Below are 13,464 nucleotides of genomic sequence, written 5' to 3' on the forward strand. Positions count from 1 at the left end.
GGCGACAAGGAGGGAGGGTCAGCGAGCGGCGGCGCGGTCCTTCGCGAAGCTCACCCCAGCTGCGCGGCGGGGGTGGCTGTCGTCGCTGGTGAGGGAGGGACGGATCTCGGTGGCCTTCAAGACTGCTTTGGCCGACATCTGGCGCTTGAGTTGTCCCTTGCTCGCGAATCCGGCGTTGCGCCGTCCGCGGTTCAGCAGGAACCAGAGCGTCACCAGTGTTACCGCGCACACGGCCGTCACGGCGTACAAGGCCAGGGAGATTCCGCCGGGCAGGATGTCCACTACTCGGCCCTCCGGGCGACGCGGGCCGCCAAATAGCGCATTCGCCGGCCGCACAGCCGCGACATCGACGCGTCGGGACCGGCACAGCGCGGGGGCGCAGTGTGGAAAGCGCTGTGCAGGTCCTCGGCGGCTCGCCAGATGTGGGCGACGGCCGTACGCACGCGACCTCCAGCGGCGGAGTAGTCGCCGTGGTCCAGCACGAGGGCCAGTTCCTTCATGCGCCGGGCGAGGTCGAGCGCTTCGGCGTGCAACTGGTCGATGTCCTGTCGCACCGCGCGTTCATCGGCGGGAAGCGTGGTGTGGTCGGTGGTGACGGTCATGATGAGGGCTCGTTCCGAATCTGCGTGGAAGGGGTCGGCAGCGGAGAGGAGGCGGTGTCCGCTCATTCGGCGTCCGGGGAGGTGCTGGTCAGGTCAGTCATCGAGCCGGAGGAGAAGCACAGGTGCTGCTCGGCCTCCACCAAGAGATGCTGGACGCCGGGGTAGATCACCTCGCCGACCTTCCACAGTGCGATCCCGCGACGCAGGCGCATGATGTGCTCGGCAGTCCAGGACGGCAGACCCAGCCGGGCCACCGTCGCTTCCGCCTCCGCCTTCTTCTGGCTGTAGATCACGATGGTGTCGGCCATCTTCAACGCCGCTTGGGTCTCTGGGCTGTCGTCAATGTCGGACAGGTGATGGACGATGAAGATGCAGCTCAACCCGTATCCCCGCGCGAATTTCAGGAACTTCTCAAGGAGCGAGGCGAGTTGGGGGGTTCCGAGGATGTGCCAGGCTTCCTCGCAGACGAGGATGCGCTTGCGCTGCGTGTAGCGACGGCAGCCGGAGCCGGGGTTCGGCCCCAGCTCCCAGGCCCCGGAGTTCGCGTCGACCACGACGCGGTTGTGCTGCCCCGGCTCCGTCCCACATTCGCACAGCGGGCGCAGCCAGACCTCTTCGAGGAAGACCGAGATCACGGCGACGAGGATGGTCATGGCGACGCCGCCGGACGGGACCTTGGTCAGGTCGAAAACGATCATGTCGGCGTCGAGATCCACGCCCAGGCTGGTCGGGCCGTCGAGCATGCCCGTCAGGTCGCCGGTCGCGTCCTGTTCGCTGCCGCACAGCCGGTCCAGGACGTAGGACGCCTCCAGGCCGTCACCGAGGAGTTCGTCCTGCGTACGCTTCTTGGCCGTCGCGTCGGACTCTTCCGGGGACCGCAGCGCGGCGGCGACGTCGGCCAGGACCGGGGTGCGGCCGAGTTCTCCCGCCCGCTGGTGGGCCCTGCGGATCGCGATCCGCAGGGCAGAGCCGGCGAACTCGTCCAGGGCCTTACCAAGCCCGAGTTCAACGATTGTGCGCACCAGCTCGACTTGCCGCTTGCCCGCGATGGCCGGGTCCATCGGGTTGATGCATGAGGCCGCACGGCCGCCGCCGGGCGCGAACTTCACCGGGGCCTTGCCGGTCAGCGAGCGGCCGAGCGCGGCCCACTCGCCCTCCTCGCGCTCCTTCTGCTCCTTGGTGTCGAGGACGACGACCTGACGCCCGAGGCGGATCTGCCGGGCCGCATACGTCTTGGTCAGGGCCGACTTTCCCCGGCCGGTGTCCCCCATGACGATCATGTTGCCGCCGGGCAGGCCGTCACCGAACGCCGAGAACGGGCAGTAGATGAACGCCTTGCCCGAGTACAGCTCTCGGCCGATGATCGCGCCTGCCGTGCCGAGGGTCGGCGGTGCGATGGGCAGGTACAGGGCTTGGCTGGTGGTCGTCTCGGTGTAGAGGGGACGGCGCACCGTCTCGTGCATCGGCGACAGCGGGGCGAGGTCGAGGAGGTCTGTCACTTGATGCCTCCGGCGAGGGGCAGGGTCGTTGCGAAGGCGCGGGCGTGTTCGAGGTCGAGCCATTCGATACGCAGGTGCGCGTTGCGGGCACGGGAGGCGGTGGTGCGCTTGGTGCGCTCCAGCTCTTCGGCGCTGCGCGAGGAGATGGTGATGTAGCCGACGACGGCGGAGCCGGCCGCGCCGGAGGAGGCCAGGGTCATGCCGCGTGATCCGGTAGCGCTGGCGGCGATCTGGTCGCGCGGGTCGATGTTCTTGCCGCGCTTACGGTCACGGTCGATCTCGGCCTGGTTGTTCGTGTCCTCCGCGAGCATCCGCTCCACGGCCTTGTCGTTAGGTTCGAGCTGCTGCGTGATCGAGATGGTGCGGATGACGTCGGGCATCCCGATCAGCAGCGGCGAGAGGAAGTCGGGGCCGACGGGGGTCGTGGGCCATCCGACGACCGCGGCCGTGGCGTGGTACCAGCTATCCGTGGAGCCTGCCGCGCGGGTGGCAACGTGGACGCCGTCGCGGACGTCGACGTTGCGGGGGAAGGCGTGCGCCTGCCGGAGGTCGGTGTCCCAGATGGCGTGGTCAGGGTCGTAGGAGTTGCGGATGAACGCGGTCATCCGGCCTTCGTCCAGGGGTGCGATCACGGAGAGGTCGGCGTCCTCCGCGCGGGACCACAGCTCATCCAGGTACGCGGCCATGGCGGCGGCGATCCCTTCGTCACCAGTACCGCGGGCGGCGCCCTCGGCCGCCAGGTCACGGGTGAACTGGGCGTGGATGGTGATGTAGTAACGGTGTTCCTCGGCGCTGGTGGAGACGGCGTTGGCCAGTACGTCGTACGAGTCCTTCAGCCACTGCGGGGCGTCCGTCGTCGCGGCCGACTCGTCGCGCTGCGCGATGTAACGCTGGTGGGCGTAGGGGTCCGACTTCATCTGCCGAGCCAGAACCTGGATGCGCTTCACCGGGTGTTCTTCGACGTTCCCGAAGGCGTCGAGGAGTTCGCCCCAGCGCTCCAGGGCGACGATCTGCTCGCCGACTTCCTTGCCGCCGAGGCCGGGCGAGGCGATCTCCAGAGTGGCTGTGACGCATCCGGCCTCCGGCTGGAGGACCACAACAGCCTGCTGCCCGCGGACCGTGACCGGCACCCACGTCATGCCAGTGACGCCTTCCGGCTCCACCAGGGCGGCATCCGGCGGGGTGCCGTTTCGGCGTACGCCGGCCTCAACAGCCGGGGACACCCACACGCCGCCCGTGCGGCGGAGTGCCTTGCGGTGGTAGCGGTTGATCCGCCACCAGCGGTAGAGCGTGCGCCGCTGGGACGTGCCCTTGGGCCGGTACGGGGCGTACACGATGACCAGAGCCAGCAGGATCGGCAGGACCAAGCACGCCGCGGCGATGGCCGTCACGCCGTTGAAGAGGTAGCCGAACAGGATGCCGGTGACGGCGCCGCCACCGAGGACGACCTGTTCGCCGAGGTCGCGGCGGCCCACCAACCCGGTCGGGCGGTGCTTTCCGAACTGATACGTACGAGTCGACATGGGGTGTCACTGATCCTTGCTGGGGTTCGGTCGTCCGGGTGCCTGGCCGCCCGAGGGCCGCGACGGCGGCGGGGGTGTGACGGAGGGCCCGGAGCCCGAGGTGGTTCCTGATGCGGAAGAGGGAGACGAGGGGGGCGTCTGGCCCGATCTGCCCGTGCCGGTTGACGGCGGGGAGGGCGGCTGTGCCGTGCTCGGCGCCCCGCTGGCTCCGGGCGGGCGTCCGGCCGAGGCGTGGCCACCGGCCGAGGACCAGTCCGGAGAAGAGCTGACGACCGGGTCGGAGGTCGCTCCCTGGGGACGAGCAGCGGCCGGTGCCCCGGACGTACCGGCGGTGTCGTCGCCGCCCTGCTGGCCTTCGGGCTGTTCGGGCTTGCCGCCGCCTGCGGCGTCGGTGCCCTGCGCGCCTGGGGAACTGGTGGCCTTGTTCTTCGCCATGTCGACGCCGGCCTTGGCAACGGCGGCCCCGGCCGCGATCGGCCCGGCCACAGCGGTTCCGCCGCCCATCTTCGCGCCAGCGGTCTTGGCACCAGCGGTCTTGGCACCAGCGGTCTTGGAGCCGCCGACCAAGGAGTCCTGGACACGAGCGCCCATCGCCCTGTTGGCGTGCTGGGCGGGGCCGTCGATTGCGGCGGCCGGGCCGGAGGACTGTGCACTCTTGCGGTCGTGGTGGAGGCTGGCCATCTCGTCGCCGAAGGCGGGCACCCACTTGTAGAGGGTGGCGGACGCGAAGACGGCGAGCAGGAGGATCAACGCGCCGACCAGGGTCTTGGAGACCGCGTCGGACATGCTCCCCGAGGTGTCGCTGAGGATCGCGCCGCCGAGGCCGAGCAGGGCGAACAAGATCGGTCTACTCAGGCCGATGGCAAAGATGGCGCCGAACCACTTCTTCGACTTGCCCCACAGGTCGCGGTCGACTAGCCCGGCGTTGACGATCGGCCCGAGCGCGACGGCCACGTAGATGGCCGCGCTGCGGATCAGCAGCTCGATCCACATCAGCAGGGCGCCGCACATCATGATGAGGTTGACGACCAGCAGCTGCCCTACGCCCTCGGTGGGGTTGGCTGCCATGACCTTGAGGATGTTCTCCAGGAACGGTTTGAAGTTGCTCGTCGCGTACGGCTCGAAGATGGCCGTGACTTCGTCAATGGCCTTCATCAGCAGTGCGATTGCGCCTGGCGTCATGGCGTTGACCACGAACTGGAGGAGCAGGAAGCCGATCGCCTCGGATACGGCGGTGGTCAGGGCAACTCCGCGGACCGCCCGTTTGGCCACGGCGATCAGCCACAGGGCCACGGTGAGCAGGCTGGAGGCCGCGAAAATGATCGCGTACTGCTTCAGGAAGCCGGGGCTCGTCAGGTCGATCTTCGTCGTGTTCTGGATCAGCTCCAGCATCTTGCGGAGAAACCAGATGTTCGCCTCGGTGAGCTTCTGGAGCAGGAACCCCAGCGGGTCCTTGACGAAGTCGATGGCCGCCTTCGCCTCGCACACCATCGGGATGTAGCAGAAGGGGTTGGCCACCGCCGAGGGCACGAACACGAACCCGATGATCACGTTGACCATGGCCACCGCTTGGAGGCGGCGGCGCCAGCGGCCCGGGGTTCCCCGCTCGATGGTCAACAGGCCGGGGGCGTCGTCACGCAGTCGCAGGCGCATTGCTGGCACCCCCCACGTCCGCGAAGCTGTCGGCCGGGTCCGCCTCCTGCATGGCCGGCGGCGACGGCACGAGCGGTTCGGACGGCGTGACGGCCGTCGTCTTCCAGGTGCCGTCCTCCCAGACCAGATCCACGGTCATGCGCAGGAAGGCCACCTGCGGGCGCTGCGTCTCGTCCTTCCCTGCGACGCCGCCCACCGACGCAGTCCACAGCTCGATGCTCGCGGCCTGGTCGGAGTACGAGATCGAACGAGTGGCGAGCGCCGCGGTCCGCGTGATCAGTTCGCTGCCGTCAGCGGTCGTCCCGTCGGCGCCGACCCCACGGTTCTCCATGACCAGACGAGCCGTCGAGTCGGTGTCCGAGGTGACCGAGTGCAGCACGCTCGACGCGGCGGTGGCCGCCAGCATCCGGTGCCGCCAGTCCTCATCGGTGAAGAACCGAGGGTCACCGTAGAGCATGGTGGCGCTGACGGCGGCGGCACGCGCGCCGCGCTCGTCGCGCCTGTATGGGGCCGGGAATCCACTCCGGTCTTCGGTGCCGCTCAGCACGGGGTCTTCTGCAGCGGCCGGAACGTAGTCCGAGAAGTCGCCCGAAACGTTGGACGCCTGCCGCACGTCGATCGGAGCGACCAATCCCGTCGAGGCCGAACTGTCCTTCAGCTTCCAGTCATTGGCCTCCCAGGTGAGCGTGACCGTCACCGACTGGAAACCCGTCTTCGGCGTCGCGTGTCCGGCCGCGCTGCCGCGAACCGTCGTGGTCCACAGCCGCACCATCGCGTCGTGGGCGTCGAAGCCCAGGACGTGAGCCGAGAGGACACCGGTACGCGCGACGGTCTTCTCGGCGGAGACCTTGGAGGTGTCGCCCCGCAGGGAGCCGACCGCGTCCTCGGCCGCGTGGTCGGCCTTCTTCACCGCCGCTCCGGCCGTGCCCTTGGCCGCCATGACTGCCACCGCACGGTGCCGCGCGTCCTTGTCCGTGAGGAACCGAGAACTTCCGCTGACCGTCGTGAAGTTGGCTGCCGCTGCCTTGGCACCGGATCGAGTGTGCGGGTAGCCGACGGGGACGCCGTGCAGCTCGCGCACGCCTTCGCCGCTCGTCTGCGGAGCCGAGTGGGCCGGTGCTGACGCGGAGGGGGCCGTGGCCGGAGGGGTGCCCGTCGTCATGCTGACGACCACCCCGGCCGCGGTGACCACTGCCGCGCCGCCGACCGCGATGCCCCAGAGCTTGGCCGACGGGCGGCGCGCTCCGTTGGCCTTCGAGGAGGAAACGTTCCTCCGGGATCGGAAAGGCATGGGTCACACACCCATGCCGTACGTGATGGCGAAGATGGTGCCGAAGGAGGCGACGAGGAAGACGCAGGTCAGGCCGCCGACCATCATGCCCTTGCCGCGCGAGCTGTCCATCGTGGAGTGGCCCTCACCGAACCAGCCCTTCGACTTTCCGACACCGGCGAGGAACGCGCCCGCCCCGACGACAAGGACGACGGCGGCGATGACGCCGAGGATCACCTTCGCCGTTCCGCCGAGCTTGCCGAAGGGGCCCCAGTCGGGCTTCACGCCGGACACGACGTCGACTCCGGCGGCGAGGGTGGTGTGCAGGGAGGGATCGGCAGCGGCAGAAAGGAGGTTGTGCATGGTTCAGCCCCTTGGTGCTGTGAGGGATGGTTTGGGATGTTTTGGCGCGATTAGCCGACGTGCCGCATCGCGATGATCTGCGGTTTCCAGTAGCTGAGCGGCTTGATCCGCACCTGAGCCCCGGTGTGCGGGGCGTCGATTACCTGGCCGCCGCCGATGTACATGCCGACGTGCTCAGGTCCGGCGCTTCCGGGGACGCTGAACAGCAGGTCACCCGGGGCGAGCTGGGAGACGGCCTTGACGGCGGTCCCTGCGTGGACTTGGTCGTACGTAGTGCGCGGCAAGTTCACTCCCGCCGCTGACCAGGCCATCTTGGTGAGCGAGGAGCAGTCGCAGCCGCCCACGCCCTCGTACGGCATGACGCAGCTGCCGCCCCACCGGTACCAGGTGCCCAGAGCTGTCTTCGCGGCGGTGATCGCGCGAGCAGCGCCCTTGCCGGCCGGTGCGTCGGGGCTGACGGCGTCGGCCCATTTCGAGGCCAGCGCACGGATGTTGCGCACGTAGTCGCGGGTCTCGGGGTACGGCGGGATGCCGCCGTACTTGATCACCGCGCCGCCGCCCGCGTTGTACGCGGCCAACATGTTGTCCGTCGAGTCGCCCGGCACCTTCTTGACCTCTTTGGCCAAGGTGCAGTCGTACGCGGCCTGCGCGGCGATGGCGTCGGCCGGGTTCCGGATGTCCTTGACCCCGTCGCCGTCGCCGTCCTTGCCGTGCTGAACCCAGGTCCCCGGCATAAATTGAGCGATGCCGAGGGCGCCGACGGGCGACGTCGCGCCGGAGTTGAAGTTGCTTTCGGTGTAGAGCTGAGCCGCCAGCAGCGAGGCTGTGACCTGCGGGCACTCGCCCGCGTGCTTGTTGATCAGCTCGCGTACCCAGCCCGGTACGGGCGCGTCCGTCTTGATGCCGCCACCAGGGCCGGTTTCCTGCGCGGAGGCGCTGTCGGCCCCTCCGAACGTGGTCAGCATGGCGACACCGGTGATGAGCCCGGCCGTGACGAGTCCCAGGCCAGCTTGCGTGCCCTTGTTCATCGCGGCCCCGTCACGCCCAGGGCAAGGCGGTGACGCGCCAGCCCTTGGCGGTGTGCTCCAGGCGGAGCGCGAGCTGTTCGCTACTGCTGCGCGCGTGGCCGGACTTCGGGGTGGTCGTGAGGATGTAACTCACGCGGACGAGGGCGGAGGAGGCCGTTACGGCAGGTGCACCGTCGGGTACGACGGCTTCCGTGATCTTCGCCGTCTGACGGGCCTTCTCGGCCCGCAGGGCGGCCCAGGCGGCATTCTGGCTCGGCCGCTTCTGGGCGAGCACGCCCGCGAGTTCTCCCGAGGCGAGCCGGGCGGCCCGAACGCCGGCATCCGCGTACGAGCTGTCGGCGCCGTCGCGGGCGTCGTGTTCCGCGTAAGTCGTAGCGAAGGCCCGCGCCGTCCGCTCAACGTCTGCCGGGAGCGCGGTAGATGCCGGGGAGGCGGTAGCGCTGCTGTGCGGCGGTGCCGTGTCGGGGATGCCCGCCGAGACGGAGTGCGGCTGCGCGGACGCGGTCGAGGCCGCGGAAGTGCCGCTAGAGCTGGAGCAGCCGGTCGACAGGAGGGCCAGGGAACCAGCAACCCCTATTACGGCTGATATAGGTATGAAACGGGTGGATCGAGGCATGCGGGGACCACAACCTTGGTGCAAGAGATTTCGGAAGTGTGAGCGGCGCGGCCCCGCGGGGGCTCGGGCCGCGCCGCTCCTTCGCAGGAAGGAGGGGGATTCCTCCTGCGGGCTTTACCGGCGAATGCCGGAGAAATTGAGAAGCAGGCCGGAGCGTGTAGCTCTATCTGCCTGTCTCATATGTGAAAGAGTTCGATCGTGTTTTGCATCTGCGAGAGGGTTGAGCTGCGGGTGCGTAACTCATATCAAGGTCATCAGTCCCTTGCGTGATTCGGGGGAGATCGCCAATAGATCTCTACGGCCGGGGAATGCCTTGTGGCGTTGGCCGTGCCTGAATCATTGCAGGGGTCCGCGGACAACTCGAATCACAGAAAAAGCCGGAACTTAATTCCTGGAATTAAGTTCCGGCTTTCGCGGCGGAGAGGGTTTGCGGCCCTATGAGGACGCGTGGTGCAGGTGCTCGACGGCCACGCCGAGCCACGGTGCGGCCGGGCTGGTGAGGAGCAGGGGCGCGCACGTGCTGTACGAGAGCACGACGGCGGGCGGTTCAGCGGCGACTCCGGTCAGGAGGACGTGGTCGAACGGCATCCACTCACGAGCCCCCACCGGCAGGAGCCGTACCCCGGCCGACGTGAGCACCACTCGGGCGGCGGTGTGATCGCGCCACTGCGGACGGGCGGCGTCCTCCGCTTCCTGCCGCCGACGGGCGTCGAGACGACCGTTGCTCACCCACCGCCGGCCGAAGGTCGGGTGGTCCTCGAAATACCCGCTCGCCGAGGTGGGGTAGCCGACCCCTGTCCCGTAGAAGCGGGCGGCGGAGCACGCCACGTCCGCGAAGGCGACCTCACCGGCCGCAAGGGCAAGACCGTCCGCCTGGACCGGCACAAGACTGCCCCCGCCCTGGAGGTGAACCGCGAGGGCGGACGCTGCCTGTACGGCATCGGCGCGGGCGGCGTCCTCAGCCCGGTCGCGTCGGCGAGACCACATCGTCATTCCTTCCTGATCAAGCTGACCGGCCAGGGCCTGTACGGCGCGAGCCACACAGGCCCCGGGCCCGTCATGAGATGACATCACCAGAGGGAGCTGGAGGCAGCCGCGGGTGTCCTTGCCCCCTCGTCGTCCTCTTCCTTCAGCCGGGCCAGCAGCACACCAAGCCGGTCGTTGCTGATCGCCTGATGCTTGCGGACGGCGTCCCCTACAACCTCGCGACTGGTCCGTCCGGCTCGCTCGGTAGCCGCTCGCGCAATCGGCAGCAGCTCTGCCAACCAGTCGTCGTCCGCCTCCCGGTCTTGTGGGCATTCCGCGTCGTCCGGGACGGACGGTTTTTCTCCGTCCGTCCAGGTGCGGACCGCCGTGGGCGCGGAGGGTTCCGTGTCCTCCGGAAGTGCTGTGGTCGGCGTGTGGTCCGCAGGTCCGCCGTCCGGTCCGTCCGCGCTCTTGCCCTCCGCCTCTTCTTCGTCCGCTTCGGCGGACGGGTGGGCCGCGGTGTCCTCCGTACGTTCTTCTTCGTCGGGCTGGGGCTCGGCTTTCCGCAGGTCAACGGTTGCTGCGGCGGCGGCCTGCGGCGCGGACGGACCGTTTGTCAACGGCAGCGGAGGCATCGGCGCCGGTGCTTCCAGCGGACGAGGACGCTGCTGGACTGCGACGCGTTCGAGCATCGGCGACGTCTCGCGGACCGGTCCGGGACCAGAGTCAACCCCGTCCGGGACCGCCCGCTCAGCCGTCCGCGCCATCAGGATGTAGAGGTGGACCGATCCCGCCAGCGCGAGGGGCGCGAGCATCGACAGCACACCCACGACGCTGTCCGTGAGGTGCAGCGCGGACCGTCCGGCCTGCGGAGAATCGTTCAGCGTGATGGCGTGCAGAGCGTTCGCGCCGAGGCTCGCCCCGGTCGCCGCGAGGAACAAGAACCAGGCGTAGAGCCGCGCGCCGAACCGCTGGTGCCGAAGGAGCACGATCGCCCGCACGCCGTAGGCAATGAACCCGTCGATGAACACCGGGAACAGGTAGGACAAGGTCTCCCTGGCGTGGATCGCGAGGGCGATCTGACGCAGTGCGTCGTACGAGAAGGCGAAGCCGGCCGCGCCGAGCAGGATGATCGCACTGCGGTCCCAGGCCGTCATTCCGCGCAGGCTGTAGCCCTCCTGCCGTGCGGTTCCTGCCGCCGTGTCTATGTGCGTGTGTGACATCAGTGGTTGCCCCCGTCGCGCGGGCTGATGTCCTGCCAGGCCGGGGTCTGCGAGAGGAGCTGTCCGAGCTGTTCCAACGAGGTGACCTCGTGCACGTGCTGACTCGGGCAGCTCACGCACGACACCCGCAGCGAGATTCGTTCTGTGCCGCCCTGGTCGGTGTAGTACAGCTCCAGGTGCTGGCCCCCGGTCGTGTCGAGCGACGCGAAAGCTTGCAGGTGTTCTTCGAAGCTGAGAAGCCCCAGCACCTCCCAGTCGAGCGTGACTGCGGCGGCCCCCAAGAGGGTGCGTGCGTACTTGGAGGCTGCGGTGATCGACCTCGGACCCCAGGTGCGGAACGCGGCCTCCCGAGCGGTCTTGCGCCGCTCCTCTGCGGTGGTGAGGTGTTTGGCCGCAGCGAACATGATCGGGTGACTCATCAGGGGCCTTCCAGAAGATCGGTGGTGCGGGGTGCGGTGCCGTCGCCGGGCTCATTGGCGAGGCGAAGAAGAACGTCCGCGTGGCACGGAGCGTCAAGGGGGCATGTGCACATCAGGTCGAGCCCGCGCAGCGCTCGGGTGAAGCGAGCTGCGTAGTGGCGTCCGACCGGGCCCCGGAGCGTGGCTGTGAAGAGGTCTACCGACTCCGCAGCGTCCATCGGGGGACCGAGCGGGGACCGAGCCCCGGCTGTGAACGGGTTCGCGTACCGGCTGCGCGGTCCGACGTATACACAGGCTGTGGACAGCGTTGCGGCGTCGCGGGACGCTCCGCGAAGGCGGACGGGCATCACGCCGCCCTCCCGCCGCGGCGCCGGTCGGCGCCGATCATCGGCACGAGGGTCGTGACCATCTCGGCCAGACGGCTCGCCACGCGGGCCCCGACGAAGTCGGTCAGGTCAGGCCCGGCCTCATCGCGGGCGGGCAGGTTGGACGTGATGATCGTCGGCAAGCAGTGGTTGTACCTGTAGTTGATCAGCCGGTACGTGACCTCCTCGGTCCATTCCGAGGTCTTCGCCGTACCGAGATCATCGAGGAACAGGTACTGAACCCGGCTGAGCCGTTGCAGCTCGTGTTCTGCGGCGCCCATGACTTGTGACGGGCGCAGGTTGCCGTACATGTCCGCCGAGTTCACGGCGATCAGCTCGAACCGGTCCGGCCCGCCGGCCGCGATCCTCCGCAAGGCCCCGTATGCCTGGTGCGTCTTACCCGTCCCCGTGAGGCCGGTGAGGAGCAGAGCGCCAGCCCCGGCGTTGTCCTTGAGTGCCCGGTCGGCCCAGCCGATGACCTCCGGCAGCGTGGCCTCCGCGTCACGGAACCGGGGAGGGGTGGCCCTCTGCCAGCGGCTCAGGGCGTAGTCGGCCCGAGCCCGGGAGTGCCACTCGCGATCTCCGGGGTTCTCTTCCGATGCTTCGTCGGCGGGGTCGGCATCCGGCACGGCCTGAAGTCCTTTCGCAGCGAGTATTCGTTCCATTGCGCGCATCGACCTGGCGCTGCCCGCGCGTTCTGGCTCTGCCATGATCAAAATCCGTTCTGGTAAGCGCTGGGGGCAGCGGTGTTCTGAAAGGGAACCCAGCCTCCGGACTGCCGACGCAACGGCACGACATTCCCCTGAGAGGCTGCGGCGGGAGCGTGCGAGGGCAGATCCGCCCAGATGCGCAGCAGATAGCGGGCGGACTGTGGCGGGCGGTCGGCGTTCCATCGCCGCGCCACCATTTCGACCAGCCGTTCATTTCCCCAGCGTGCTGCGAGAGCTGTTACCCGATCCCATTCAGAGTCGGTCAGTCGCCAGCCAACGAGCATTCCAGCGCTTGTTATGGCTGTTACCAGGTCTTTGGCTCCGTCAGGAACCGTCACCGAGCCTTGCTCGACAGCGTTGTTCTCTCGGCGCGACCTCGGCAAGCTAGCTTGCTCTTTGGTGGTGGTAATACTCCCGTAGGGAGTATTACCACCACGTACGCGCGAGGAAGAAACTTCCGAATCTGCGTGCCGAAACTTCCCACTTCCGACTTCGCCAGCGAGGTTCTGGGAAGGAACTTCCTGGTCCTTCTCTCCCACTTCTGGCCCGCCGGGGTGGAGAGCAGGAAGTTCCTTCACCGTGCTAGTGGTTTCCTCGGCGGTCCCGCTACACAGCAATATGGAGTAGGAATTCGGGTTGGAAGCGCCCCCTCCGCGTTCGTGGCTCAGTTCTCCGAGCTTCGCCAGCTCTCCGAGACATTTCGTTATCGAACGAGGCGTAAGGCGGGTAACAGCGGATATCTCATCAAGGGTTAGCGTTGCCTTGCCGTCGTCGTCCGCCTCGCGGGCCAGCGCCAGCATGACGAGGCGCGAGCCCCTGCATGACTTCGACTGTGACCAGACCAGTTCGGTCGCTATGGCGCTCATCAGTGGTCACCGTCGCCTATGGCTATGCGACGGCTGAGGGAAAGTCCAAAAGACTGGTCATCCTCCGGAACGTAGCCGTTCTGATGCGGCTCCGGGGTGAGATAGAGCGTTTCGGTAGGGAGGAAGAAATCGTGAGCGCGACGCCAGTCGGCGGTCCTGCCGAAACCGCGCCTGACCATGCGTGCTACTTCCTCTTCGGTCCTGCGGTCGATGAGCATGCGGTAAAAATCCGATTCGAAGAGGTGGGTAACAGACCGGCGTACGGGATACACCCGTACGAGTACGGCGGTAGGTGCAATTTCTCGGATCTCGGCACCGATAGCCGTGCGCTGAAATCCGGTGGGGCTGTTCTGAAGCATGG

16 protein-coding genes are annotated in these 13,464 nt (G+C 68.1%); all 16 read right to left on the reverse strand.

The features are described 5' to 3' along the window. Positions 1-18: 18 nt before the first annotated feature. A complete protein-coding gene (locus ACLLJJ_RS18240) occupies positions 19-282 on the reverse strand; it encodes a hypothetical protein (protein ID WP_434592574.1) in 264 nt (87 codons plus the stop codon). After that, positions 282-602: a DUF6238 family protein gene (locus tag ACLLJJ_RS18245; RefSeq protein WP_244210010.1), complete on the reverse strand. Its 321-nt coding sequence runs from the start codon at positions 600-602 to the stop codon at positions 282-284. The genes ACLLJJ_RS18240 and ACLLJJ_RS18245 overlap by 1 nt, the downstream gene beginning before the upstream one ends. A 62-nt stretch (positions 603-664) precedes the next feature. Next, a complete protein-coding gene (locus ACLLJJ_RS18250; RefSeq protein WP_434592578.1) occupies positions 665-2,101 on the reverse strand; it encodes an ATP/GTP-binding protein in 1,437 nt (478 codons plus the stop codon). Continuing rightward, on the reverse strand, positions 2,098-3,624 hold the full coding sequence (locus ACLLJJ_RS18255) for an SCO6880 family protein (protein WP_434592579.1): 1,527 nt from the start codon (positions 3,622-3,624) through the stop codon (positions 2,098-2,100). The genes ACLLJJ_RS18250 and ACLLJJ_RS18255 overlap by 4 nt, the downstream gene beginning before the upstream one ends. 6 nt (positions 3,625-3,630) lie before the next feature. Then, on the reverse strand, positions 3,631-5,277 hold the full coding sequence (locus tag ACLLJJ_RS18260; RefSeq protein WP_434592581.1) for a hypothetical protein: 1,647 nt from the start codon (positions 5,275-5,277) through the stop codon (positions 3,631-3,633). Further along, positions 5,258-6,568, reverse strand: a complete 1,311-nt coding sequence (locus ACLLJJ_RS18265; protein WP_434592583.1) for a hypothetical protein — start codon at positions 6,566-6,568, stop codon at positions 5,258-5,260. The genes ACLLJJ_RS18260 and ACLLJJ_RS18265 overlap by 20 nt, the downstream gene beginning before the upstream one ends. Positions 6,569-6,571: 3 nt before the next feature. Beyond that, positions 6,572-6,910 (reverse strand): hypothetical protein, encoded by a 339-nt coding sequence (locus ACLLJJ_RS18270; protein WP_214967284.1) that lies wholly within the window; start codon positions 6,908-6,910, stop codon positions 6,572-6,574. A gap of 50 nt (positions 6,911-6,960) precedes the next feature. Next, the gene (locus ACLLJJ_RS18275) at positions 6,961-7,938 is read right to left on the reverse strand and encodes an NlpC/P60 family protein (RefSeq protein WP_434592585.1); all 978 of its coding nucleotides are present in this window, start codon (positions 7,936-7,938) and stop codon (positions 6,961-6,963) included. Between the two features lie 10 nt (positions 7,939-7,948). Beyond that, positions 7,949-8,212 carry a hypothetical protein gene (locus ACLLJJ_RS18280; RefSeq protein ID WP_434592587.1) on the reverse strand — a complete coding sequence of 88 codons (264 nt, stop codon included), beginning with the start codon at positions 8,210-8,212 and terminating at the stop codon, positions 7,949-7,951. 777 nt (positions 8,213-8,989) lie between these two features. Next, positions 8,990-9,541: a hypothetical protein gene (locus tag ACLLJJ_RS18285; protein ID WP_434592590.1), complete on the reverse strand. Its 552-nt coding sequence runs from the start codon at positions 9,539-9,541 to the stop codon at positions 8,990-8,992. A gap of 83 nt (positions 9,542-9,624) precedes the next feature. After that, a complete protein-coding gene (locus ACLLJJ_RS18290) occupies positions 9,625-10,743 on the reverse strand; it encodes a DUF2637 domain-containing protein (RefSeq protein WP_434592593.1) in 1,119 nt (372 codons plus the stop codon). Then, positions 10,743-11,162 (reverse strand): DUF6195 family protein, encoded by a 420-nt coding sequence (locus tag ACLLJJ_RS18295; RefSeq protein WP_381179867.1) that lies wholly within the window; start codon positions 11,160-11,162, stop codon positions 10,743-10,745. Before ACLLJJ_RS18295 ends, ACLLJJ_RS18290 begins: the two co-directional genes overlap by 1 nt. Next, positions 11,162-11,509, reverse strand: coding sequence for a DUF4326 domain-containing protein (locus ACLLJJ_RS18300; protein ID WP_434592596.1), 348 nt, complete (start codon positions 11,507-11,509; stop codon positions 11,162-11,164). Before ACLLJJ_RS18300 ends, ACLLJJ_RS18295 begins: the two co-directional genes overlap by 1 nt. Then, entirely contained in the window at positions 11,509-12,237 is a 729-nt protein-coding gene (locus tag ACLLJJ_RS18305; RefSeq protein ID WP_434592598.1) for an ATP-binding protein, read from the reverse strand. Before ACLLJJ_RS18305 ends, ACLLJJ_RS18300 begins: the two co-directional genes overlap by 1 nt. A 2-nt stretch (positions 12,238-12,239) precedes the next feature. Further along, positions 12,240-13,103 carry a hypothetical protein gene (locus ACLLJJ_RS18310; protein WP_434592601.1) on the reverse strand — a complete coding sequence of 288 codons (864 nt, stop codon included), beginning with the start codon at positions 13,101-13,103 and terminating at the stop codon, positions 12,240-12,242. Beyond that, positions 13,103-13,462: a hypothetical protein gene (locus tag ACLLJJ_RS18315; protein ID WP_434592603.1), complete on the reverse strand. Its 360-nt coding sequence runs from the start codon at positions 13,460-13,462 to the stop codon at positions 13,103-13,105. Before ACLLJJ_RS18315 ends, ACLLJJ_RS18310 begins: the two co-directional genes overlap by 1 nt. Positions 13,463-13,464 lie beyond the last annotated feature (2 nt).

Source organism: Streptomyces sp. A5-4 (assembly GCF_051131715.1).
In the GTDB taxonomy this organism is placed as follows: domain Bacteria; phylum Actinomycetota; class Actinomycetes; order Streptomycetales; family Streptomycetaceae; genus Streptomyces.